The following is a 24,670-nucleotide window of genomic DNA, read 5'->3' as shown; positions in this document are numbered from 1 at the left end:
GCCGCGCGCGCCCTGCAGGCCGGCGGCGCGACCGTGGCCCTGTGGGACGAGCGCCCCGCCGCCCGCGAGGCCGCCATCGCCGAAGGTTTTGAACTCACGGATCTGTCCTCGGCCGACTGGTGGAGCTTCTCTGCGCTCCTGTTGTCGCCCGGCGTGCCGCTCACCCACCCGACGCCTCACTGGACCGTGGAGCGGGCCAGGGCCGCCGGGGTCGAGGTGCTGGGCGACATCGAGCTCTTCGCCCGGGCGGTCAACGCCGCGCCGGAGCACAAGCGGCCCAAGGTGGTCGCCATCACCGGCACCAACGGCAAGTCCACCACCACCGCCCTCATCGCCCATATCTGCGCCAGCGCTGGCCGCGACACCCGCATCGGCGGCAACTTCGGGTTCGGCGTCCTGGGGCTGGAGGACATGCACGGCGGCGCGGTCTATGTGCTGGAGCTGTCCTCCTATCAGCTGGACCTGACCTCGAGCCTGAAGCCCGACGTCTCCATCCTGCTCAACATCACGCCTGACCACCTGGATCGCCACGGCGGCATGAACGGCTATGTGGCCGCCAAGCGCCGAGTGCTGCTGAATCAGGGCAAAGGCGACACCGCCGTCATCGGCGTCGACGACCCCTATGGCCAGCAGATCTGCACCGAGGTGGTGGCCGCCAACCGCCGCACCATCGTGCCGATCTCCTCGTCCAAGGCCATTGGCCGCGGCGTCTATGTGCTGCAGGGCCTGCTGTATGACGCCACTGGCGAGCGCGCCGTGGAGATCGCCGATCTGTTGCGCGCCCGCTCCCTGCCCGGCCGGCACAACTGGCAGAACGCCGCGGCGGCCTATAGCGCCGCCCGGGGTCTGGGTCTGACCCCCGAAGAGGCCGCCGAGGGTCTGATGACCTTCCCGGGCCTCGCCCACCGAATGGAGACCGTCGGCCAGTTGGGCCGCGTCCGCTTCGTCAATGACTCCAAGGCCACCAACGCCGACGCCGCCCGTCAGGCCATGGGCAGCTATCCCAAATTCTACTGGATCGCCGGCGGCCAGCCCAAAGAAGGCGGCATCGAGGGCCTGAGCGACCTCTTTCCGCGCATCGAGAAGGCCTATCTGATCGGCGAGGCCGCTCCGGACTTCGCCGGCGTCCTGGCCGGCAAGGCCGAGGCGATCGAATGTGGAAGCCTGGAGCGCGCGGTGCAGCTGGCCTATGCCGACGCCGCCGCGACCGGACAGGACGCCATTGTGCTGCTGTCTCCCGCCTGCGCCTCCTTTGACCAATTCGCCGACTTCGAAGCCCGCGGCGAAGCCTTCCGCGCCGCAGTGGTGGGGCTTGAGGCCCCCGTGCAGCGGGGCGCGCGGGCATGAGCGCCGATCAACTGATCAAGCCCAGCCAGGCCCATGCCTTCGCCCGCAGCGACCGCTCGGCCGTGGGGGTCTGGTGGTGGACCATCGATCGATGGCTGCTGGGCGCGGCGGCGGTCCTGATTGGCTTAGGGATTCTGTTGTCCTTCGCCGCCAGCCCGGCGGCGGCGGCGCGGATGAATGTCGGCGACCCCTTCCATTTCGCCCTGCGTCAGTGCGTCTTCGCCGTCGTCGGCGCCGGCGTGCTGATCGGCGCCTCCATGCTGGAGGTGCGCATGGTGCGGCGGCTCTCCTTCTTCATCTTCGTCGGCGCCATCGCCCTGATGATCGCCCTGCCGTTCATGGGGCACACCGCCAAGGGCGCCACCCGCTGGGTGGAGTTCGCGGGTTTCACCCTGCAGCCGTCGGAGTTCCTCAAGCCTGCCCTGATCGTCCTGGTGGCCTGGATGTTCTCCGAGGGCCAGAAGGGCGAGGGGGTGCCCGGCGTCACCATCGCCTTCGCCCTCTACGCCGTCTCCGTCGCCCTGCTGTTGATCCAGCCAGATGTGGGTCAGACGGTGCTGATCACCGTGGCCTTTGGCGCGGCTTTCTGGATGGCCGGGGTGCCGCTCTCCTGGGTCATGCGACTGGGCGCTGTGGCCGTGGCGGGACTGGTAGCCATCTACTTCGTCTTCTCCCACGTGGCCGACCGGGTGAACCGCTTCCTCAATCCTGAGAGCGCCGACACCCACCAGGTCGATCGGGCGGCCGAGGCGATCGCTGCGGGCGGCCTGTTCGGCCGTGGGCCGGGCGAGGGAGTCATGAAGCGACACGTCCCCGATCTGCACACCGACTTCGTCTATTCGGTCGCCGCCGAAGAATATGGCCTGGTCTTCAGCCTGATCGTCATCGGCCTCTTCGCCCTGATCGTCACTCGGGGCCTGCACCGGGCCATGAAGCTCAGCAACACCTTCGAGCAGGTGGCCGCCGCCGGCCTGTTCGTGATCGTCGGCCAGCAGGCGATCATCAACATCGCGGTGAACCTCAACATGATCCCCACCAAGGGCATGACCTTGCCGTTTATCTCCTATGGCGGGTCGTCCCTGATCGCGTCCGGCCTCACCCTTGGCCTGGCCTTGGCCCTGACCCGTCGTCGGCCGGGCGCCTATGCCCCCTCCGAAGGGCTCGCCAAGGCCGGCGCCTTCGCCTAAACGAGCCCTTATGCGCAAGCTCGCCGTGGTCGCCGCCGGGGGAACCGGAGGCCATCTCTTTCCCGCCCAGGCGCTCGCTGAGACGCTGATCGCCCGTGGCTGGCGTGTGGCCCTGGCCTCTGACGAACGGGTCGCGGCGTTTGCCGAGAGTTTCCCCGCCGAGGAGCGCATCGGCCTGTCGGCCAGCACCTTCAAGTCCGGCGACCCCATCGGCATGGCCAAGGCCGGCCTCGCCATCTTCCAGGGGGTGATGCAGGCCCGGGCGGCCTTCAAGCGCCTGGACCCCGCCGTCGTGGTGGGCTTTGGCGGCTATCCGTCGGTGCCAGGCCTGCTGGCCGGCATCACCCAGGGCCGCCCGACGGTGATCCACGAGCAGAACGCGGTCATGGGCCGGGCCAATCGCCGCCTGGCTAGCCATGTGACCGCCGTGGCCTGCGCCTTTCCGAGCCTCCAGAAGGCGCCGCCCAAGGCCGCCGCCAAGGCGGTGATCGTCGGCAATCCGGTGCGCCAGGAGATCCGCGAGCTCGCCGACAAGCCCTATCTCCCCCCGGAAGACGGCGGCACCCTGCGCCTGCTGATCACCGGCGGCAGTCAGGGCGCACGGCTTCTGTCGGAGCTCATGCCTGAGGCCATCCTCGCCCTGCCGGAGGATCTGCGCGTGCGCCTGCGGGTGCAGCAGCAGACCCGCAAGGAGTCCATGGACATCGCCCGTCGGATCTATGCCGACGCCATGGTCGAGGCCGAGATCGCCCCCTTCTTCCGCGACATGGCCACCCGTCTGCGTCAGGCCCACCTGGTGGTCGGGCGATCCGGCGCCGGCACAGTCTGCGAGTTCGCCATCGCCGGCCGGCCCTCGATCCTGGTGCCGCTGGCTGTCGCCCTGGACGACGATCAGGGCCAGAACGCCCAGGTGATGGTCGAGGCCGGCGGCGCGGTGATCGCCCGGGAGAACCAGCTGACCGTCGAGACGATGTCCAACGCCCTGGAAAAGCTCCTGACCAATCCAGAGCGCTTGGCCCGCATGTCGGCCGGCGCCCGCTCCATCGCCCGGCCCGACGCAGCCGAGCGCCTGGCCGATCTTGTCGAACAGACCGCCGCTTAAGGGCCGCCAGGCCCCTCGCCCTCCAGCCACAGGCCCCGCCGCCCCATGAACCGCCGTCGCCGTCCCGTCCCCTTCGAGCTTGGTCCCGTCCACTTCATCGGCATCGGCGGCATCGGCATGAGCGGCATCGCCGAGATCATGCTGCGCATCGGCTATACGGTGCAGGGCTCGGACTCCAAGGCCAGCGCCAACACCGAGCGCCTGGAAAAGCTGGGGGCGAAGATCTTCATCGGGCATGAGGCCGCCCAGGTCGAAGGCGCCTCGGCCGTCGTCTATTCCACCGCCGTCAAGCAGGACAATCCGGAGATGCAGGCGGCCCGCGAGCGGCGCCTGCCGCTGGTCCGCCGGGCCGAGATGCTGGCCGAACTGATGCGCCTGCAGTTCTCCATCGCCGTGGGCGGCACGCACGGCAAGACCACCACCACCTCGATGATCGCCGCCCTGTTGGACGCCGGCGGCCTCGACCCCACCGTGGTCAATGGCGGCATCATCAACGCCTATGGCACCAACGCCAAGGTGGGCGAGGGGGACTGGATCGTCGTCGAGGCCGATGAGAGCGACGGCACCTTCCTGAAGCTGAAGTCGACGGTCGCCGTGGTCACCAATATCGACCCCGAGCACCTGGACCACTACGGCGACTTCGAGGCGGTGAAGAAGGCCTTCCAGGACTTCATCGAAAACATCCCCTTCTACGGCTTCGCCGCGGTCTGCACCGACCATCCCGAGGTCCTGGCCCTGACGTCGCGGGTGGAGAACCGCCGGCTGGTGACCTACGGGGTCAATCCCCAGGCCGAGGTCCGGGCCGAGAAGATCTCCATGGGCCCCGACGGCGCCCGCTTCGACGTGGTGATCCGCCCCCTGCAGGGCGAGCCGGTGCGGATGGAGAACCTGCACATGCCGATGGCCGGCATGCACAATGTGCTTAACGCGCTCGCCGCCGTCGCCGTGGCCCGCGAACTTTCGGTCAGCCCGGAGGCCATCGCTGCGGGCCTGACGGGCTTTGGCGGGGTCAAGCGCCGCTTCACCACCACCGGGACCTCTGGCGGGGTGCGGGTGATCGACGACTACGGCCACCATCCCGTGGAAATCAGCTCGGTGCTCAAGGCCGCCCGGGCGGTGACCGAGGGCCGGGTCGTGGCTGTGGTCCAGCCGCACCGTTATTCGCGGCTGAAGGACCTGTTCGAGGACTTCTGCGCCTGTTTCAGCGACGCCGACGTGGTGATCGTCGCCGACATCTACGCCGCAGGCGAAGCGCCCCTGGAGGGCGCCAGCCGCGAAGCCCTGGTGGATGGCCTGCGCCGCTATGGCCATCGCCGCGCCCTGCCGTTGTCGGGTCCTGAGGACCTGGCCCGGCTGGTGCTGCAGGAAACCCAGGACGGCGACCTGGTGGTCTGTCTCGGCGCGGGCGACATCACCAGCTGGGCCTACGCCCTGCCTGAGCAGCTGGACGCGCTGCGCAGCGCCGCTAAATGAGCTGGCGTGAGGCCCTGCCGATGGTCCGGGGCAAGATCCTGCGGGATGAGCCGCTTTCGCCCTTCACCTGGTTCCGGGTCGGCGGCGCCGCCGACGTGCTCTTCCTGCCGGCCGACGCCGAGGATCTGGCGGACTTTCTGCGGGGTCTGGACCCGGCCGTGCCGGTGACTGTGCTGGGCGTCGGCTCCAATGTCATCATCCGCGACGGCGGGATCGAGGGTGTTGTGATCCGCCTCGCCGGCAAGGCCTTTGGCCAGGTGACCACCGACGGCGTGCGGGTCACCGCCGGCGCCGCAGCCCTGGACGCCATGGTCGCCCGCGCCGCCGCCAAGGCCGGCATTGCGGGCCTGGAATTCTATGCCGGCATCCCGGGCTCCATCGGCGGCGCCCTGACCATGAACGCCGGCTGCTACGGCGCCGAGACCAAGGACGTGCTGGTCTCCGCCAGCGGGATCGACTGCTCCGGAGCGCGCCGCGACTTCACCCTGGCCGACTTCGGCTACACCTATCGCCACAGCCAGGCGCCGGCCGACATCATCTGGACCCAGGCGGTCTATGAGGGCCAGGCCGACGACCCCGCCGCCATCACCGCCCGCATCGACGAGATCACCGCGAGGCGGGAGACTACCCAGCCGATCCGCGAAAAGACCGGCGGCTCCACCTTCAAGAACCCGCCCGGCCAGTCAGCCTGGAAGCTGGTCGATGCGGCCGGCTGGCGCGGCAAGCCCCACGGCGGCGCCATGTTCTCCCCCCTCCACGCCAACTTCATGATCAACACCGGCGAGGCCACCGCCGCCGACCTGGAGGGCCTCGGCGAAGCGGTGCGGGCCGATGTGGCGGACAAGCTGGGCGTCACCCTGGACTGGGAAATCAAGCGGATCGGGCGGGTGGGCTGAGTTCTCGGGTCTCGGGACGGTCATCTGCGTCTAAGTAAGAGGCTCGGCCGCCGTCGAGGTGCGGCCCTGCATAAGGGCTTCGATATCGGCATCAGTAAGTCCGAGTTCCCCGCCAAGCGCCGGGAGGGCCGCCAAGCTGTCTGTTTTTGGATTTGAAAGTAGGGGCGCATACTAATTTCTTAGAACCGACGCGATCCTTGCCGAATATGAGCCTCCACCTACCCCCTCACTCGGCCTTGCGGCGCTCAGCGGCTCTATAGACCGCGTTACGTTCGCGCTTGCCGACGGCGACGACGAGAACCAACAGTTGCTGATCCTTCACCTCATAGACGAGGCGGTATCCGGCGTTTCGAAGCTTGATCTTGTAGCGCGCCTTGGCGCCGTGAAGGCGGGCTGAGGGGATTTTCGGGTTCTGCAAGCGCTCGGCGAGCTTGGATTTGAACTGTTCGCGGGTGGTGTTGTCGAGCCTGCGCCACTCCTTCAGGGCTTCTTCCAGGAAGGCGAGCTCATAGGTCATCCAGCGAGACCCTGTGGATCTCCTGGCCTTGGCGCGCATCGGCTACGGCGTTGAGCTCCAGGTCTTCAAGCCGCTCGAGCATCGCCTCATAGGCCTTGGCGGGGACGCAGTAGAAGGCTGGCTCATTGCGGTTGAGGATGGCGACCGGGAATCCCTCGCCGGCCGCGACCGTGCCCATAGGGTTCTTCTTGAGTTCTGAAACGCTCGCCGTCGTCTGGGCGTGAATCTGATGCGTCATCAACAGGGCTCCTTATGGGCGCCATTAATAGCACCTTGAACTGGTCCTTTCTAGTTGCCGACTGGCCCCCGCTCGCCACCGAACGCTGTTCCTGTTTACAACGTAAGCTAACGCTGTTTAGATCGCCGTTCAGCCAGGGAACGGGGTGGCGTCATGCAAGGTCGCGACAGGCAGCTTAGGCACATAGTCAAGCTTACAGCCATCGCAGGTTTCGCCTCGGTTCTGGCGGCCTGTGGGGGCGGAACGGAGACCCCAACCGCGCAGGCGCCGCCACCGGCCGTGGAGGCCGCGGCCGTCCGGGCCGCCAGCGCCGAGACGCTGATCACCGCCACCGGGGCGCTCGCTCGCCAGCGGGAGGCGCAGCTGGCCTTCCGGGTGCCCGGCGTCATCACCAGCCTAACCGTGGATGAGGGCGACGTGGTGCGCGCCGGCCAGGTGATCGCCCAGCTTGACCCTACCGCCGTCGAGGCCGGCCGCCAGCAGGCCAAGGCCGCCCTGGACCGCGCCCGGCGGGATCTGGAGCGGGACCAGGCCCTGTTCGACAAGGGCTTTGTCAGCCGCCAGCGGATCGATGACCGCCGCACCGCCCTTGAGGCCGCCGAGGCCGCCTATTCGTCCGCCGCCTTCGACCGCCGCTGGGCGACCCTGAGCGCGCCTGCCGCTGGCGTGGTCCTGTCGCGCACGGCGACGGCAGGCCAGGTGGTGCAGCCGGGCCAGACGGTGGTGACCATCGCTGACGCCGGCTCGCCCTTCGTCCTGCGGGTTCCGGTCCCCGACCGTCAGGCCGCAAGGATCGCCCAGGGCGCCGCAGCCGAGGTGGAGGTCGCCGACCAGACCCTGCCGGGCCGGGTCATCCTGATCGGCGGGGCCAGCGCGGCGGGCGCCGGCACGGTGGATGTGGAGATCGAGATCGCAGCCAGCCCAGGCCTGCGCAGCGGACAGGTGGGCCGGGCCCAGATCAACGCAGCCCCGCCCGCCACAGCCGACGGCTTTTCCCGTATTCCCGCCGAGGCGATCCAGGAGGCCCAGAACGGCCGCGCCTTCGTCCTGCGCCTCGATGGCGACGTGGCCCGGCGCACTTCGGTCAGCTTTGGCGGCTTCGATGGCGACGACGCCCTGGTGGCGGGGCTGGCGCCCGACGCGCGCGTGATCACGGCTGGCGGCGGCTTCGTCGGTGACGGCGACAAGGTGCAGGTGATCGATCCCACAGCCCTGGTCGCCAAGGCCCGCAGCTCAGCCCCCAAGGACGGCCCGGCTGAAAGCGCCGCCCCATGAACTTCGACCCCGCAGGCTTCGCGGTCCGCCGCTGGCAGTTCACCCTGGTGGCCTTCGCCCTGCTGACCATGCTGGGTCTGAGCGCCTTCTCCAGCATGCCCCGGTCGGAAGACCCGCACTTTCCCATCCCGGTGATGATCGTCCGCGCCGTCCTGCCCGGCGCCGAGCCCACCGAGATGGAGCAGCTGATCGCTGACCCGCTGGAGGATGTGCTCGACGGCCTGGACGATGTGGACGAGATCCGCTCCACCAGCCAGGACGGGGCGGCCGTCGTCCAGGTGCTGTTCAACTGGGATGTGGATACCGACCGCAAGTATGACGAGGTGGTCCGCGAGGTGAACGCCCTGCGCCCCCGGTTGCCGGACGGTCTGGCCCTGCTGGAGGTCCGCCGGGCGCGGACCACCGAGGTGTCGGTCATCCAGGTGGCTCTGGTCAGCGAACACCTGCCCATGCGCCGGCTGGAGAAGGTGGCCGAGCGCCTGCGTGAGCGGCTGGCCCGGGCGCCTGGGGTGCGCCAGGCCGAGTACTGGGGCGCGCCGCCATCCGAGGTCCGGGTATCCCTCGACCTGCCGAGGCTTGCCGCCCTGCAACTGCCCGCCACCGCCGTGGCCGACGCCCTGGCCGCGGCCGGCGCCGAGGCGCCTGTGGGCGCGGTCCATGCCGGAGAGCGACGTTTCAACGTCAAGGCCGGCGGCGCCTTCCGCGAGTTGGAAGACATCGCCCAGACCCCCGTGCGCATGACCGAGGGGCGGGTGGTGCGGGTGGAGGATGTGGCCACCGTCGCCTGGGCCGAGGCTGAGGCCACCCACCTGACGCGGTTCAATGGCGAGCGGGCGGTCTTCGTCACCGTCAAGCAGAGAGACGGCGCCGATGTCGCCAGCCTGACCCGGTCCGTCAACGCCGCCCTGGACGAGTTCGAGACCACCTTGCCGTCCGGTGTGCGCCTGGAGCGCGGCTTCCAGCAGGCCGAGAATGTGAAGCACAGGCTGAACCGGCTGTTCCGGGACTTCGGCATCGCCCTGGGACTTGTCCTCGTCACCCTCCTGCCGCTCGGACTGCGGGCGGGCGTGGTGGTGATGATGTCCATTCCGCTGTCTGTCCTGATCGGCTTGTCGGTGATGCAGGGGCTGGGCTTCACGCTGAACCAGCTGGCCATCGCCGGCTTCGTGCTCAGCCTGGGCCTGCTGGTGGACGACTCCATCGTGGTCACCGAGAACATCGCAAGGCGCCTGCGGGCCGGGGAAGACCGGGTGACCGCGGCGGTCAACGGCACGCGGCAGATCTCGCTGGCGGTGCTGGGCTGTACGGCGACCCTGATGCTGGCCTTCCTGCCGTTGATGTTCCTGCCGGAGGGCTCTGGCGCCTATATCCGCTCCCTGCCGGTGGCGGTGCTGAGCACGGTAGCGGCCTCCCTGCTGGTCTCCCTGACCATCATCCCCTTCCTGGCCAGCCGCATCCTGTCGCGGCACGAGGACCCGGAGGGTAACGCCCTTCTGCGGGCCATCAATGGCGGCATCCACCGCTTCTACAGCCCGATCCTTCGTCGGGCCCTGGCGCGGCCCTGGATCGCCCTGGCCATCATCCTGGCCATCTGCGCCACGACGGTCCCGATGCTGGGAGCCATCGGCTCGTCCCTGTTTCCGCCGGCCGAGACGCCCCAGTTCCTGGTGCAGATCGAGACCCAGCAGGGAACGTCCATGGCCAAGACCGACGAGGCCCTGCGCTTTGTGGAGGCCCGGCTCGCCCAGGAAGAGGCCATCGTCTGGCGGGCGGGCAATCTCGGCCGCGGCAATCCGCAGATCTTCTACAATGTGAACCAGGCCGAGCCGCAACCCAACTATGCGGAGGTCTATGCGGGCCTGGCGGCCTGGGAGCCGGGGGAGAGTCCCGCCCTGCTGGACGCCCTGCGCGCCGACTTCGACCGTTATCCCGGCGCCCGTATCCGGGTCATCGTCTTCGAGAACGGCCCGCCCATCGAGGCCCCCATCGCCGTGCGTCTGCAAGGCCAGGACCTGAGTGTTCTCAAGGGTCTGGCGGCTCAGGCTGAAGCGATCTTGAAGTCCACGCCAGGCGCCAGGGACGTCACCAACCCGGTCCGCCTCGACCGCACCGACCTGGACCTCGGCTTGGACGAGGCCAAGGCCGCAGCCCTGGGGGTGCCGGCCGGCGCCGGACGCCGCATCACGCGTCTGGCTCTGTCTGGCGAGAGCGTCGCCCGGTACCGCGATCCCGATGGCGACGACTACGCCGTCAATGTCCGCCTGCCCATGTCGGCGCGTAATGAGGTGGCGGCCCTGCGGGACATTTACCTGCCCAGCGCCAGCGGACAGGCCGTGCCCATGGGCGTGGTCTCGACCCCGGTCCTGACCTCCAGCCCAGCGCGGATCGACCGGGTGGACCGCCAGCGGACCGTCACCATCACCGCCTATGTGGGCACAGGCTTCCTGACCTCGGCGGTGACCACCCAGGCGGTAGAGCGTCTGGAGGCCGAGCTGGCCCTGCCGCCCGGCTACAGCCTGAACCTGGGGGGGCAGGCCGAGGCCCAGTCCGACAGTTTCGCAGGCCTGGGCGCCGCGGTGCTGATCGCGGTCTTCGGCATCCTGGCGGTGCTGGTGCTGGAATTCGGGAAGTTCAAGACGGCCCTGGTGGTGGCCGGAATCATACCGCTCGGCCTGTTCGGCGCCGTGGGCGCCCTGTGGCTGACTGGCAATTCCCTGTCCTTCACAGCCGCCATCGGCATGATCGCCCTCATCGGTATCGAGATCAAAAACTCGATCCTGCTGGTGGATTTCACCGAACAGCTGCGCCGGACAGGTGTGGCGCTGCGACCGGCCATCGAGAGGGCTGGCGAGGTGCGCTTCCTGCCGGTCCTGCTGACCTCGGTCACCGCCATCGCCGCCCTGACCCCTCTGGCTCTGGAGAATTCTGGCCTCTACTCCCCCTTGGCGATCGCCATCATGGGGGGGCTGGTGACCTCGACCGTCCTGTCCCGCGTGGCCACGCCGGTCATGTACTGGCTGCTCAGTCGCGGTGAGCGTGAGACAGAGACCCCCTCCGACGTCGTCGCCCCAGGGGCCGCGCCGATGATCTGAATGGGCGAGGGCGCTTGACGCGAGGGGACGGGCCGCCGAAGGGGGAGGCTTGCCCCCGTCGCAGCCAGAGAGCCCCATGGCCTTTTCCATCGCCGGTAAACATGTCGCCGTTCTGCTGGGGGGCCTGTCTCCCGAGCGGGAGGTCAGCCTGGTTTCGGGGGCGGCCTGCGCCGACGCCCTGGAGCGGCTGGGCGCCCGGGTCAGCCGCGTCGACGCCGGCCGTGACCTCGCCCAGCGTCTGACCGAACTGAAGCCCGACGTCTGCTTCAACGCCCTGCATGGGGAGTGGGGAGAGGACGGTTGCGTCCAGGGCGTGCTGGAGACGCTCGGCCTGCCCTACACCCATTCCGGCGTCCTGGCCTCGGCTCTGGCCATGGACAAGGCCAAGGCCAAGGCCGTGCTGGCCGCGGCCGGCGTCACCGTGCCCGGCGGCGGGCTGTTCAACCGGTTCGAAGCCGCCGCCGATCACGTCATGGCCCCGCCCTACGTGGTCAAGCCCAACAGCCAGGGGTCCTCGGTCGGCGTTTTCCTCGTCTTCGAGGGCGCGAATCGTCCGCCGCAGGAGCTTGTCGCCCCTAGCTGGACCTTCGGCGAAGAGGTGATGATCGAGCCCTATATCCGCGGAAAAGAGCTCGCCTGCGGCGTTATGGCCGGCAAGGCGATGACCGTGACCGACATTGTCCCCAGGACAGGCTTCTATGACTATGAGGCCAAGTATGGCGAAGGTGGTTCAGACCACGTCATTCCAGCCGATATTCCGCCGCATGTCTTTGAAAAGGCTATGGAGCTCAGCGAGCGCGCTCACGCAGCCCTGGGTTGTCGCGGGGTGACCCGCTCGGATCTTCGTTATGACGACATTAACGACATTCTGGTCCTCTTGGAGGTCAATACCCAGCCCGGCATGACGCCGACCTCGCTCGTGCCCGAGCAGGCGGCCAAGCTTGGGGTGGATTTCGACCAACTGGTGCTTTGGATTACGGAGGACGCCTATGCCCGCGGCATTGCGGGGGGGAGCGCAGTCTAAGGCGAAGCCCCGGGCCAAAGCGCCCGCCAGTCCCCGAAAGTCCCGCGGCCCCTCCAAGGCCAAGGCGGGCGGCTACACGCCCGGCAAGCTCGGCGCGGCAGGCCGTATTGGCCTGTCTCCGACCCATGCCCTGATCGCCGCCGGCGGCGTGCTGACGGTCATGGCCGTGGTGGCCCTGGCCACCGGCGATCGGGCTGAACGCCTGGGGGCAGGGACCAAGGCTGCAATCGGCCAGCAGTTCGCTTCACTGGGCTTCCGTCTTAACGCCGTCCACGTCCAGGGCGCATCGCCGGCGGCCACCGCCGACATTCTGAGCGCAGCCGGCGTCTACAAGGATCAACCCGTCCTGGGGCTTGATCTGGAAGCCCTCCGCGCCCGCGTCGAATCGGTCGGCTGGGTCGAGGAGGCGCAGATCGTGCGCCTGCTCCCCGACACCCTGATTATCGCCATCTCCGAACGCCGCCAGCTGGCGGTGTGGCAGCACAACGGCGCCAGCCGGGTGATCGACGCAGAAGGCCGCGTCATTCCCGAGGCGAGCCCCCTGCAGTCGGCCAGCCTGCCCCTGGTGGTCGGCCAGGGCGCCGACCAGCATGCCGCGGCCATCCTGCCGCGCATCGCCGCGCGCCCGCGGCTGATGAGTCGGGTGGAAGCCTTGGTGCGGGTCGATGACCGCCGCTGGGACCTCCGCCTGAAGGACGGGTCCCTTGTTCAACTCCCTGCGGTCGACGAAGAAGCGGCCCTGATTCAGCTGGAACAGCTCGACCAGCGCTCGCGCATTCTCGAGCTGGGATTTGCACGGATCGATCTGCGCGATCCGACGATGGTGGCGGTGCGGCCGCGTGATCAGGTCCGCTCCAGCGGCCTGATCGCCGACGGCGCCTAGGTGGTGGAAGGAAGAACCGTGCCGTTCGGGACCAAAACGGTCGATCGCAACAGCAGCCGCGAGAGCCTCAAGGCCGCCCTGGGCCGCCAGCCCCTCGTGGCTGCTGTGGATCTGGGCGCCTCCAAGGTGTCCTGCTTCATCATGAAGCCCGACGGCGTGCGCCGGGGGGATCGCACCCTCACGGCCGCGGGCGTCGGCTATGTGCAGTCCCGCGGCATCCGCGGCGGGGCCATCGTCAATCTGGACGAGGCGTCCGACGCCATCGCCCAGGCCGTGGAGCGGGCCGAGAACGTGGCCGGCGTCAACGTCCAGGGCGTCACTGTCGCCATGGCCGGCGGCCAGCTGGCCAGCCACAGAATCTCCGGCCGCGTGAGCCTCGGCGCCCGGCCGATCTCCGACCATGATCTGGTTCGCGCCATCCAGTCGGCCCTGTCGCCGGTGAAGCTGCCCGAGCGCCGCCCGGTCCACATCCTGCCCATCGCCTGGCGGGTGGACGGCCAGAGCGGCGTGCGTGATCCCCGCGCCATGTTTGGCCGCAGCCTGGCCGTGGAGCTCCTGGTGGTCTCGGTGAGCGAGACCGCCTTCCAGACCCTCGGCGCCTGCGTCGAGCGGGCCCATCTGCAGTTCGAAGGCGTGGTCGCCGCGCCCTTCGCCTCGGCCCTGGCGGCCCTGGAGGAAGATGAGATGGATCTGGGCGCCGTGTGCATCGACATGGGCGGCGGATCCACCTCGGCCGCAGTGTTCACCGCCGGCAGCCTGGTTCATGTGGAAACCCTTCCGGTGGGCGGCCAGCATGTGACCGCCGACATCGCCCGCGGACTGTCGACCTCCATGGCCGGCGCTGAACGCATCAAGACCCTGCACGGCTCGGCCATCGCTTCGGCCAATGAGGACCGCGAGATGATCGAGGCCCCGCCGAGGGGCGACGACCCCGGCGCGGGCCCCGTGATCGCCCCGCGTTCCCTGCTCAAGGGCATCATCGCCCCGCGGGTCGAGGAGACCCTGGAACTGCTGCGCGACCGGCTGAAGGCCTCGGGCGCCCCTGTGGAGCCGGGCGCCAGCCTCGTCCTGACCGGCGGCGCGAGCCAGCTGGCGGGCGTGCGTGAAGTCGCCGTGCGGGTGTTCGACCGTCCGGTCCGGCTTGGTCGTCCGCGGCGCGTGCCGCATCTGGCGGACGCCGCTTCCGGTCCGGCCTTCTGTGCTGCGGCCGGCGTCCTGCACCGGGCGGCCTTCGGGCCGCGCGAAGCGGTGTCAGCCAAGTCGATGTCTGGCGCCCGGATCCGTCGCGAGAGCCTAGACCCCCGGGCCAATCCGGTGACCAAGGCCGCCGCCTGGCTGCGCGAAAACCTTTAGCGACAAGTCTAGTCGACCTAAGGTCAAGGTTAACAAGGTCCCGGTGTTCTTTGGCCGGACCCTGCGCCCTGCCGCCGCAGTTCCAGCCGCGGCCAAGCCTCAACTTCGCCGCAAAATCGCAATTAAGCCTTATGGCGCAACAAAAAAATGCGCTCGGCTTGGGTCGACGGACCTCCGACTCAATGTAAGCGGTTTACGTTCGATTAAGGATGATGGTCGTTAAGTTAACCGCATCCCAATCGGAGCGTGTCGCGGGCGGGTCGCGGACGCTTCAACAGATTTGCGGAGGACGGTGGGTCCTATGGCTATTGCACTGACGGCGCCGCGCGAGACCGAGCTGAAGCCGCGTATTGTGGTGTTTGGCGTCGGCGGCGCAGGCGGAAACGCTGTGAACAACATGATCGAGGCGCACCTCGAAGGCGTGGAGTTCGTGGTCGCCAATACCGACGCACAGCAGCTCGCGTTTTCGAAGACCGATCGGCGCATTCAGCTGGGCGCGACGGTCACCCAGGGCCTGGGCGCCGGCGCCCATCCTGAGGTCGGCATGAGCGCCGCCGAGGAATCGATCCCTGAGATCGGCGAGCACCTCGACGGCGCCCACATGATCTTCATCACCGCCGGCATGGGCGGCGGCACCGGCACCGGGGCTGCGCCTATCATCGCCAAGTGCGCCCGCGAGCGGGGCATCCTGACCGTCGGCGTCGTCACCAAGCCCTTCCACTTCGAAGGCCGTCACCGCATGCGCCTTGCGGACTCCGGCATCGCCGAGCTGCAGCGCTACGTCGACACCTTGATCGTCATTCCGAACCAGAACCTGTTCCGGGTCGCCAACGAGCGCACCACCTTCTCCGAAGCTTTCGGCATGGCCGACCAGGTGCTGCATTCGGGCGTCCGCTCGATCACCGACCTGATGGTGCTGCCGGGCCTGATCAACCTCGACTTCGCCGACGTCCGCACGGTCATGACCGAGATGGGCAAGGCGATGATGGGCACAGGCGAAGCCTCCGGCGACGACCGCGCCCTGATGGCCGCGCAGAACGCCATCCAGAACCCACTGCTGGATGAAGTCTCGCTGAAGGGCGCCAAGGCGGTTCTGGTGAACGTCACCGGCGGTCTGGACATGACGCTGCTGGAGGTCGACGAGGCCGCCAACGCCATCTCCGAGCAGGTGGACGCCGAGGCCAACATCATCTTCGGGGCGGCCTTCGACCCGTCCCTGGACGGGATGATCCGCGTGTCGGTGGTCGCCACCGGCATGGACGGCGCGTCCATCGCCGCCATTGAGCCCAAGGCCGAGGTCCGCCGCCCGCCGGCGCCGCCGCAGGCGCCTCACCAGCCCCTGCACAACCCGGTCCGTCAGGCCGAGCCCGTCCGTCAGGTCGCCCCGCCGCAGCAGCCCACCTATGTGGAGCGGCCCGCGCCCGCGGCCTATGCGCCTGAACCCGCGCCCCGGGCCCCGGAGCCGGCCCCGCAGGCCTACGCCCCGCCGCCTCAGCCCCAGGTTCAGCCTCAGGCCCGAGCCCCGGAACCTCAGCCGGCTCCCGCCTATGAGGCGCCGGCCCCTCAGCCGGATCTCTATGCGCGTCCGGCGCCGTCGCCGGAGCCTGCCGCAGAGCGGCCGATCACCCGGATCGTCGATCCGATGGTGGCCGAGGATGACGATGAACCCCTGTTCGGCGACGCCGCTTTTGCGGACGATCGTCGCCAGCGGGGCGGATTTCTGAGCTTGTTCGGCGGCCGCCCTCGGTATGACGCGCCCGCCCCGTCGCCGGCCCCGGCGCCCGCTCGTCATGCGCCTGCCGCCCGCGGCGGCGCTCAGACGGCTGAGTCGGCTGAGCCAGAGCGGGATGGCGGCGAGGATCTGGAAATCCCGTCCTTCCTGCGGCGACTGGCCAACTAGGTCATTCAACCTCGCAGCCTCGGCTGCAGGGCGATTTGAGGCGGCCGGTCCCCTGGGACCGGCCGTTTTTCATTGCCGGGGAGGGGCGGCAAGGGTTTGGAACGGTTGGGAAAATTTGCTCCTGGCTCAAGCGAAACATTCGGAAACAGGACTTGTATTGCGGCGCCGCAGCACAGGTTTTAACCGTCTCCTGGGGCCAATCGCGGTCGTTTGCGCGCCCGCGTCTCTAAGTTCGGTCAACCAAGGTTTCGTCGTGCCCGCAGCCCACGCCTCCGCCCAATCCGCCTTGCAGCACACCGTGCTCGGCCCCGCCATTTTCGCCGGCGTCGGCGTGCATACCGGCGCCCATGTGCGGGTCTCCGTTCGGCCGGCGCCCACCGATACCGGCATCGTCTTTGTGCGCACCGACATCACCGACCAGGACAATCGCGTGCCGGCGTCCGCCGAGGCCGTCTGCAAGACCCAGCTCGGAACCGTCATCGGCAACGCCGCAGGTGTGACCGTCTCCACCATCGAGCACCTGATGGCGGCCTTCGCGACGCTGGGGGTCGACAACGCCATCGTCGAGCTGGACGGCCCCGAAATGCCGATCATGGACGGTTCGTCCGAACCCTTCGTTCAGATCCTCGATCAGGCCGGCCGCCGTCAGCAGGACGCCCCGCGCCGCTATATCGAGATCCTGGCGCCCATCGAGGTGGTGGACGGCGACAAGAGCGCCAAGCTGCTGCCCAGCAGCCAGTTCGAGGTGGCCTTCGAGATCGTCTTTGATTCGCCCGTCATCGGCCGCCAGGCCGTCGATCTGGTGATGACGGAAGAGGCTTTCCGCAGCGAGCTCGCCAACTGCCGCACTTTCGGCTTCGCCCATGAGGTCGAAACCCTGCGCGCCATGGGCCTTGCCCGGGGCGGCTCGCTGGAGAACGCCGTGGTGATCGAGGGCGACCGGATCCTCAATCCCGAGGGCCTGCGTCGTCCTGACGAATTCGTGCGCCACAAGGCCCTGGACGCCATCGGCGACCTCTATGTGCTGGGCGCGCCGATCCTGGGCCGCTTTGAAGGCCGCCTGGCAGGCCATGGCATCAATAACCAGCTGGTCCGGGCCCTGGTCGCCCAGCCGGACGCCTGGCGGATCCGCACCTTCGCCCCTGAGCTCGCCCTGGCGGTCTGAGCTTCCGTTTGCGCCGGCGCCCGCGTGGTGTAGAAGCGAGGGCTCGCGGCGCGGGGGCGCGCGTTGGTCCTTTTGAGGTGAAGGTGTCTCTGCTTCACAATTCCCTTCGGGGTCCCGCCCTGGCGACTCTGGTCGCCGCCCTGGCCCTGACGGCCTGCGCCGGACGCGAAGAGCGTCCGCGGCTGGTCTATGAAGAGCGGCCGGTTGAGCTGCTCTACAACACCGGCGCCAATCGCCTGGATCGCGGCCTGTGGAATCAGGCCGTCGACTATTTCGCCGAGGTCGAGCGGCAGCATCCCTATTCGGTCTGGGCGCGGCGTTCGATCCTGATGACGGCCTACGCCCAGTATCAGGCCAATGACTACGCCGAGGCGATCGCCAGCGCTGACCGCTTCCTGACCCAGGCCCCGGGCAATCCGGCTGCGGTGTACGCCTATTATCTCAAGGCCATCTGCTACTTCGAACAGATCGTCGATGTGGGCCGCGATCAGGCCGCCACCGGTCAGGCCCTGAACGCCCTGCAGGAAGTCGTGCAGCGCTATCCGGACAGCGAGTACGCCAAGGACGCGCGGCTGAAGATCGACATGGTCCGCGACCAGCTGGCGGGCAAGGAGATGACCGTCGGCCGCTACTATCTGCGTGACGGCGACGTGCTGGCCGGCATCGGACGGTTCAAGACGGTGGTCGAGCGCTACGAGACGACCAGCCATACGCCCGAGGCCCTCTATCGCCTTGTGGAGGCCTATCTGACCCTGGGCCTGACCGAAGAGGCCAAGCGCAACGGCGCGGTCCTCGGCTTCAACTATCCCGGCAGCATCTGGTATCGCGACGCCTACGAACTTCTGAACAGCCGGGGCCTGCGGCCGGCCAATGCGCCGGAAGCCCGGTCCAGCGGCGGCTTCTTCTCCCGGCTGCCCTTCGTCGGCGGCCGCAACTCGGACGAGCTGGAACGCGACAAGGGTACGACCCTGCGCCCTCCGGCGAGCGAATAGAACCTAAGGCGAACGGGCGGGCTTCCGCCCGAGGTGATTCCAGGCAATCTTGCACCCCATGCTGATCGGACTGTGGATCCGCGACGTGGTGCTCATCGAGGCGCTTGACCTGCCCATCGGGCCGGGGCTCACAGCCCTGACCGGGGAGACCGGGGCAGGCAAGTCGATCATCCTCGACGCCCTGGGCTTGGCCACCGGCGCGCGGGCCGAGGCGGCCCTCGTGCGGCAGGGCGCGAGCCTGGCCCAGGCTACGGCCCTGTTCGCCCCAGCCCCCGACCATCCAGCCTGGGCGCTGCTGGACGAGAAGGGCCTGTCCTACGATTCCAGCGAAGACCTCGTCCTGCGTCGCACGGTCAGCGCCGATGGCCGCAGCCGCGCCTTCGTCAACGATCAGGCCACCAGCGTCGGCGTCCTGCGCGAACTGGGCGCCCTGCTGATGGAGGTCCACGGCCAGCACGAGACCGTGGGCCTGCTGGACACCCGCACCCACCGGCCTCTGCTCGACGCCTTCGGCCAGCTGGCCACGCCCCTGGGGCGGGTCGGTGAGGCCTGGAAGTCCTGGCGCGCCGCCCTGGCCCGCCGGGACGACCTGGCCGCCGCCGCCGAACAGGCCGCCGCCGAGATGGAGGAGCTGAGCCTGCGGCTCTCCGAGCTCGATCGCCTGGAGCCCCGGGAGGGGGAGGAGGCCGACCTCGCCGAAAGTCGCGCCATGCTGGGCGCCGCGGAGAAGGCGCTGTCCGACATCGCCTCGGCCCGTGAGGCGTTCGACGGTCTGGCGCCGCGCATGGCCCAGGCCGTGCGCGCTCTGGACCGCGCCCGGGAGCGCGCCGTCCATGCCGGCGCCGCAGAGACCGGTCCCACGGTGACCAGGCTGGCGGCCGCCACCAGCGCCATCGACCGCGCCCTGATTGAGGCTCAGGAGGCCGAGGCCGCCATTGACGGCGCCGCCGAAGCCTTCGACTTCGATCCCGACCGCCTGGAAAAAACCGAGGAGCGTCTGTTCGAACTGCGGGGCATGGCCCGCAAGCTCAATGTCAGCGTCGAGGAACTCCCCATTCTCCGTGTCCGCTTCGCCGAGCGCCTGCGGGCCGCCGAAACCTCGGGCGACGACCTGAAGGCCGCCGAAGCCGCCCTGGCCACGGCGAGAGCCGACTATCTGGCTGCGGCCGAGGACCTCAGCGCTCAACGTCGCGCGGCTGGCGAACGGCTGGCCCAGGCGGTGATGTCCGAACTCGGGCCGCTGAAACTGGACAAGGCGCGCTTCCGCACCACGGTCGAGACGCTGCCGCCGGAGAAGGCCGGCCCCCAGGGGCAGGACAGAATCGCCTTCGAAATCTCCACCAATCCGGGCGCGCCGTTCGGCGAGCTGGGCCAGATCGCCTCAGGCGGCGAGTTGGCTCGTCTCGCCCTGGCGCTGAAGGCGGCCCTGGCGGGCCGCGCAGAGGGCGCCCAGCCACTGATGATCTTCGATGAGGTGGACCAGGGCGTCGGCGGCGCCGTGGCCGACGCGGTGGGCCTGCGCCTGCGTCGCCTGGCCTCGGCCGCCCAGGTGCTGGTGGTCACTCACAGCCCGCAGGTCGCAGCCCGGGCCGACGCCCATTGGCGGATCTCCAAGGCCGGCGACGCTGAAATGGTGCGCACCGCCGTGGAGGTGCTGTCCTTGAGCGACCGCGAAGAGGAGATCGCCCGCATGCTGGCCGGCGCCCAGATCACCGATGCGGCCCGCGCCGCCGCCCGGGCCCTGATGGATGCCTGAGTTTCCCGCCTCCAAGCCGGCCGCCGATCTCACCGAGGCCGAGGCCGCCGAAGAACTGACCTGGCTCGCCGACACCATGGCGGCCCACGACATCGCCTATTATCAGGACGACGCGCCCAAGGTCTCCGACGCGGAGTATGACGCGCTCAAGCGCCGCAACGCCGAGATCGAGGCGGCCTTCCCGGGCCTCATCCGCGAGAACTCCCCCAGCCTGAAGATCGGCGCCGCGGCCTCGGCCCAGTTTTCGCCGGTCGAGCATGGCGTGCCGATGCTCAGCCTCGACAACGCCTTTTCCGACGAGGAGGCCACTGAGTTCGAGGGCCGGGTGCGCCGCTTCCTGCGCCTGGATGACACCCCCATCGCCTATACGGCCGAGCCCAAGATCGATGGCCTGTCGGCCTCCATCCGCTACGAGAACGGCCGCCTCGTGCGCGGCGCGACCCGCGGCGATGGTCGGGTAGGGGAGGACGTCACGGCCAATCTGCGGACGCTGGATGACGTCCCCGAACGCCTGGCCGGGTCCGGCTGGCCCGATGTCATCGAAATCCGGGGCGAGGTCTATCTGGAGCATGAGGGCTTCAAGGCGCTGAACGCCGCGGCCGAGGCGGCGGGCCAGAAGACCTATGCCAATCCCCGCAACGCGGCGGCCGGATCGCTGCGGCAGATCGACCCCAAGATCAGCGCGCAGCGTCCCCTGCGCTTCTTCGCCTATGCCTGGGGCCTGGTGAGCAGCCCCTTCGCTCAGACCCAGTGGGAGGCCCTGGAGGCCCTCAAGGCCTGGGGCTTTCAGACCAATCCTCAGTCGCGCCGGGTGGAGGGCGCGCAGGGGCTGCTGGACGCCTACCGTGACATGGAGGGGCTGCGGCCGCGCCTCGGCTTCGATATCGACGGGGTGGTCTGCAAGGTCGACCGGCTGGATTGGCAGCAGCGGCTGGGCTTCGTCTCGCGCTCGCCCCGCTGGGCCATTGCGCGCAAGTTCCCCGCCGAGCAGGCCCGCACCATTCTGAACGCCATCGACCTGCAGGTGGGCCGCACCGGCGCGGTGACGCCTGTGGCGCGGCTCGCGCCGGTCACCGTCGGCGGCGTGGTGGTGGAGAACGCCACCCTGCACAATGCCGACGAGATCGCCCGCAAGGACGTGCGCATCGGCGACACGGTCATCGTCCAGCGGGCGGGCGACGTGATCCCCCAGGTGGTGGGGCCGGTGCTGGAGGCGCGGCCCACTGGCGCTGAGCCCTACGTCTTTCCCGACCACTGCCCCTGTCCGCTGAAGACGCCGCTGGCGCGGGAGACCACGGCCTCAGGCGCCGAGACAGTCGTCCGTCGCTGCACCGGCGAGCTGGCCTGTCCGTTCCAGCGGATCGAGCACCTGAAGCACTTCGTCTCCCGCCGAGCCTTCGACATCGAGGGGTTGGGGGAAAAGCAGCTCCAGGCCTTCTTCGACAAGGGCTGGGTCAAGGCGCCGGCCGATATCTTCCGCCTGGCCCGGGACGAGGCCAAGCTGAACGAGTTGCGCGAGACCGAGGGCTATGGCGAGACCAGCGTCGCCAATCTGAAGAGCGGGATCGACGCCAAGCGGAACATCCCGCTGGACCGCTTCATCTATGGCCTGGGCGTCCGTCATATCGGGGAGACCACGTCCCTGGCCTTGGCCCGGCACTTCGAAACCGTGGAGGCCTTTCTGGCCGCCGCCCGCGCGGCCGCCGCCCAGCGGGCGGGCGCGGCGCACGACCAATTGTCTCAGCTTGACGGGGTGGGACCGACGGCGCTCGAAGCCATCCTGGCCTGGGCCTCCGCCCCCCATGAGGTTCTACTGCCTGAAGGGGCGAGTTTCGACACACGGCTGAAGTCCAGCCTGCCCAAGCTCAACAAGACCGCTCGCGAAGCGCTGGAGCGCCGCTTTGGCGACTGGGCCGCCTTCGAGGCCGCCGCAAGCGCCGCCGTGGCTCATGCCCCGGGGGAGGACTTCGGCGAGCTGGCCGCCGTCGACGGGGTTGGGCCGGTGGCCGCCAGCATGATCGCCGGTTTCTTCGGCGAGGATCACAACCGCGCCATGGTCGATCACCTGCTGGCCGAACTCCAGGTCCAGCCGGCCGAACGCCCAAAGACCGACACTGCGGTGGCCGGCAAGACCATCGTCTTCACCGGCGCCCTGGAGAAGATGACCCGCGACGAGGCCAAGGCCCAGGCCGAGGCCCTGGGCGCCAAGGTCTCCGGCTCGGTGTCGAAGAAGACCAACCTGGTGGTGGCGGGCCCAGGCGCAGGCTCGAAACTCAAGACCGCCACCGACCTCGGTATCGAAGTGATCACCGAGGACGACTGGCTGGCGCTGGTGGGCCAGGGGTAGGGGGCGAGCCACAGGCCTCACCGTCACCCTCGGACTTGATCCGAGGGCCCATGCACACAGGATGACGGACCGCGTTCATGGATGGTCGGATCAAGTCCGACCATGACGGAATGGGAATGCGCCTATAGCGGTGCGCAGACCTCTTCCAGCCAGGCGGCGACCTCGGCGTCCACCAGGGGCGCGATCTCGCGCAGCACCCGGGCGTGATAGGCGTCCATCTGGGCGCGCTCCTGCGCGCTCAGCATTTCGACCACGATCAGGCGGCGATCGATCGGCGCGAGGGTCAGGGTTTCGAAGCCGAGCATGGGTCGCTCGCCGCCCTCGATCTCGTCGGCGGCGGTGACCACCTGCAGGTTCTCGATGCGGATGCCGTAGGCGCCGGTCTTGTAATAGCCGGGCTCGTTGGAGACGATCATCCCCGGCTGCAGGGCGACATTGTTGGGCGCCTTGGAGATCCGCTGCGGCCCTTCATGGACGCCGAGATAGCTGCCGACCCCGTGACCGGTGCCGTGGTCGTAATCGAGGCCAGCCATCCAGAGCGGCGCGCGGGCCAGGACGTCGAGGGCTGAGCCGCTCGTCCCGGTCGGGAAGCGGATATGGGCGAGCGCCAGATGGCCCTTGAGCACCAGGGTGAAGCGCTCGGCCATCTCCCGGCTGGGCTCGCCGATGGCCACAGTGCGGGTCACATCGGTGGTGCCATCCAGATACTGGCCACCGGAATCCACCAGCAGCAGGGAGCCGGCCTCCGTGCGCTTGTTCAGCCGCTCGGTGGGCCGGTAGTGAACGATGGCGCCGTTCGAAGCCGCCCCGGCGATGGTGTCGAAGGACAGGTCCTTCAGCGCGCCGGTGGCCTCGCGGAAGCCCTCCAGGGTCTGCACCACGGTCTTTTCGTCGGGCAGGCTGGTCTGGGCCTCGGTGGCCAGCCAGTGGAGGAAGCGGGCCAGCGCCCCGCCGTCGCGCACATGGGCCTTCCGCGCGCCTTCGATCTCAATCGCGTTCTTGCAGGCCCGGGGCAGGGCGCAGGGGTCGTCGGCGCGGATCGTCTGGGCGCCGGCCGCCTCCAGGGTGTCGAAGTACCAGGCCGAGGATTGGCCCGGGTCCACCAGCACCTTCTGGCCCTTCAGGTCCGCCAGGGCGGCGGGCAGATCCTCAGGCGTCTCCAGACTGACTTCGTTGCCGAGCCAGGCCGGCAGGTCGGCGCTGACCTTCGCCGGATCGAGGAACAGCCGCGCCCGGCCGCTGGCGTCGAGAATGGCCTGGGCCAGCGGCAGGGGGCTGCGGATCACGTCGCCGCCGCGAACATTGAACAGCCAGGCGATGGAGGCCGGCGCGGTGATGACCGCAGCCTGAGCGTCCTTGGCCGCCAGGGCCTGGCCGACCCGGGCGCGTTTTTCCGCGGAGTCTTCGCCGGCATAGTCCAGGGGATGGGGGACCACCGGCGCCTGCGGCTGGGCCGGACGCGCCGCGCCCCAGGCCGCGTCCAGGGGATTCTGCTCAACCGGCTTCAGCTCGGCGCCGGCCTTCTCGACGGCGGCGCGCACCCGGGCCAGGCCATCGGGGCTATGCAGGCGGGGATCATAGCCGATCGCCTGGCCCTTGGCCGCGGCGCTCTCCAGATAGGCGGGCACGCCGCCCTCCACCAGATCGCGGATCTCGAACAGGCTTTCGTCCACCTGATCGCGGACCTGCAGGGTGTAGCGGCCATCGACGAAGACGGCGGCCTTGTCCTTCAGGATCACCGCCGCCCCGGCCGAGCCGGTGAAGCCTGTCGCCCAGGCCAGCCGGTCATTGGCTTCGGGGAGATATTCGTTCTGGTGCTCGTCCTCGTGGGGGACAAGGAAGCCATCCAGCTTCTGCTCGGCCATGGCCTGGCGGATCAGGGGCAGGTGGCGGGCGCCAAAGGCGCGCTCGGTAGTCTCATCAAAGGTCTGGCGCATGGACTAGAAATAGGCCCGGCCGGGCCGGAGCGCCATGGGGATCATGCGGGCTCAAGCGTAGGCGATCAGCCGCCCGAGGGCGCCTACGGTCAGCCAGACGCCCAGCGAGCCCACCGCCATCAGCCGCCCGGCCAGGGGCGGGGACGTTTCCCAGTCCGCCATGCGTCTGCGCCAAACCCAGTGGAA

The 24,670-nt window shown here is 69.0% G+C and carries 18 protein-coding genes; 15 read left to right on the top strand and 3 right to left on the bottom strand.

The genetic code is table 11. From position 1 onward, the window contains the following. From murD to murB, 5 genes are all read left to right on the top strand, one after another. Window positions 1-1,347 (top strand): UDP-N-acetylmuramoyl-L-alanine--D-glutamate ligase (gene murD / locus Q8N19_RS04055; RefSeq protein WP_305588353.1); only part of this gene is annotated, 1,347 nt, incomplete at its 5' end. Further along, window positions 1,344-2,534: a putative lipid II flippase FtsW gene (gene ftsW / locus Q8N19_RS04050; RefSeq protein WP_305588352.1), complete on the top strand. Its 1,191-nt coding sequence runs from the start codon at window positions 1,344-1,346 to the stop codon at window positions 2,532-2,534. The genes murD and ftsW, both read left to right, overlap by 4 nt. Window positions 2,535-2,544: 10 nt before the next feature. Next, on the top strand, window positions 2,545-3,636 hold the full coding sequence (gene murG, locus Q8N19_RS04045) for an undecaprenyldiphospho-muramoylpentapeptide beta-N-acetylglucosaminyltransferase (RefSeq protein ID WP_305588351.1): 1,092 nt from the start codon (window positions 2,545-2,547) through the stop codon (window positions 3,634-3,636). A gap of 45 nt (window positions 3,637-3,681) precedes the next feature. Next, on the top strand, window positions 3,682-5,109 hold the full coding sequence (murC, locus tag Q8N19_RS04040; protein ID WP_305588350.1) for a UDP-N-acetylmuramate--L-alanine ligase: 1,428 nt from the start codon (window positions 3,682-3,684) through the stop codon (window positions 5,107-5,109). Then, window positions 5,106-6,005, top strand: coding sequence for a UDP-N-acetylmuramate dehydrogenase (gene murB / locus Q8N19_RS04035; RefSeq protein WP_305588349.1), 900 nt, complete (start codon window positions 5,106-5,108; stop codon window positions 6,003-6,005). The genes murC and murB overlap by 4 nt, the downstream gene beginning before the upstream one ends. 226 nt (window positions 6,006-6,231) lie before the next feature. On the opposite strand, the gene Q8N19_RS04030 is transcribed toward murB, so the two are convergent. Both Q8N19_RS04030 and Q8N19_RS04025 read right to left on the bottom strand, forming a co-directional pair. Continuing rightward, window positions 6,232-6,522, bottom strand: a complete 291-nt coding sequence (locus tag Q8N19_RS04030; RefSeq protein WP_305588348.1) for a type II toxin-antitoxin system RelE/ParE family toxin — start codon at window positions 6,520-6,522, stop codon at window positions 6,232-6,234. Further along, window positions 6,512-6,760, bottom strand: a complete 249-nt coding sequence (locus Q8N19_RS04025) for a type II toxin-antitoxin system Phd/YefM family antitoxin (protein WP_305588347.1) — start codon at window positions 6,758-6,760, stop codon at window positions 6,512-6,514. Before Q8N19_RS04025 ends, Q8N19_RS04030 begins: the two co-directional genes overlap by 11 nt. A gap of 279 nt (window positions 6,761-7,039) precedes the next feature. On the opposite strand from Q8N19_RS04025, the gene Q8N19_RS04020 reads away from it, so the two are divergent. From Q8N19_RS04020 to ligA, 10 genes are all read left to right on the top strand, one after another. Then, the gene (locus Q8N19_RS04020) at window positions 7,040-8,035 is read left to right on the top strand and encodes an efflux RND transporter periplasmic adaptor subunit (protein WP_305588346.1); all 996 of its coding nucleotides are present in this window, start codon (window positions 7,040-7,042) and stop codon (window positions 8,033-8,035) included. Next, complete coding sequence (locus Q8N19_RS04015; RefSeq protein WP_305588345.1) at window positions 8,032-11,127, top strand: efflux RND transporter permease subunit; 3,096 nt, start codon at window positions 8,032-8,034, stop codon at window positions 11,125-11,127. The genes Q8N19_RS04020 and Q8N19_RS04015 overlap by 4 nt, the downstream gene beginning before the upstream one ends. A 76-nt stretch (window positions 11,128-11,203) precedes the next feature. After that, the gene (locus Q8N19_RS04010) at window positions 11,204-12,151 is read left to right on the top strand and encodes a D-alanine--D-alanine ligase (RefSeq protein ID WP_305588344.1); all 948 of its coding nucleotides are present in this window, start codon (window positions 11,204-11,206) and stop codon (window positions 12,149-12,151) included. After that, window positions 12,117-13,034, top strand: coding sequence for a cell division protein FtsQ/DivIB (locus tag Q8N19_RS04005; protein WP_305588343.1), 918 nt, complete (start codon window positions 12,117-12,119; stop codon window positions 13,032-13,034). Before Q8N19_RS04010 ends, Q8N19_RS04005 begins: the two co-directional genes overlap by 35 nt. A gap of 141 nt (window positions 13,035-13,175) precedes the next feature. Then, the gene (gene ftsA, locus Q8N19_RS04000; protein WP_305588355.1) at window positions 13,176-14,387 is read left to right on the top strand and encodes a cell division protein FtsA; all 1,212 of its coding nucleotides are present in this window, start codon (window positions 13,176-13,178) and stop codon (window positions 14,385-14,387) included. Between the two features lie 301 nt (window positions 14,388-14,688). Further along, entirely contained in the window at window positions 14,689-16,287 is a 1,599-nt protein-coding gene (ftsZ, locus tag Q8N19_RS03995; protein ID WP_305588342.1) for a cell division protein FtsZ, read from the top strand. Between the two features lie 253 nt (window positions 16,288-16,540). Beyond that, window positions 16,541-17,452 (top strand): UDP-3-O-acyl-N-acetylglucosamine deacetylase, encoded by a 912-nt coding sequence (lpxC, locus tag Q8N19_RS03990; protein WP_371133784.1) that lies wholly within the window; start codon window positions 16,541-16,543, stop codon window positions 17,450-17,452. A gap of 77 nt (window positions 17,453-17,529) precedes the next feature. Then, window positions 17,530-18,444 carry an outer membrane protein assembly factor BamD gene (locus Q8N19_RS03985; protein WP_371133783.1) on the top strand — a complete coding sequence of 305 codons (915 nt, stop codon included), beginning with the start codon at window positions 17,530-17,532 and terminating at the stop codon, window positions 18,442-18,444. 58 nt (window positions 18,445-18,502) lie between these two features. Continuing rightward, window positions 18,503-20,200: a DNA repair protein RecN gene (recN, locus tag Q8N19_RS03980; protein WP_305588340.1), complete on the top strand. Its 1,698-nt coding sequence runs from the start codon at window positions 18,503-18,505 to the stop codon at window positions 20,198-20,200. Further along, a complete protein-coding gene (gene ligA / locus Q8N19_RS03975) occupies window positions 20,193-22,547 on the top strand; it encodes an NAD-dependent DNA ligase LigA (RefSeq protein ID WP_305588339.1) in 2,355 nt (784 codons plus the stop codon). Before recN ends, ligA begins: the two co-directional genes overlap by 8 nt. Window positions 22,548-22,669: 122 nt before the next feature. Here the strand turns inward: ligA and Q8N19_RS03970 are convergent, their stop codons facing one another. After that, window positions 22,670-24,484 carry an aminopeptidase P family protein gene (locus Q8N19_RS03970; RefSeq protein WP_305588338.1) on the bottom strand — a complete coding sequence of 605 codons (1,815 nt, stop codon included), beginning with the start codon at window positions 24,482-24,484 and terminating at the stop codon, window positions 22,670-22,672. Window positions 24,485-24,670 lie beyond the last annotated feature (186 nt).

Origin of the sequence: Phenylobacterium sp. (assembly GCF_030693405.1) — a bacterium.
Lineage (GTDB): Bacteria > Pseudomonadota > Alphaproteobacteria > Caulobacterales > Caulobacteraceae > Phenylobacterium.
Note: the sequence above shows the minus strand (reverse complement) of the source record. Positions and strands in the feature narration are given on the sequence as shown.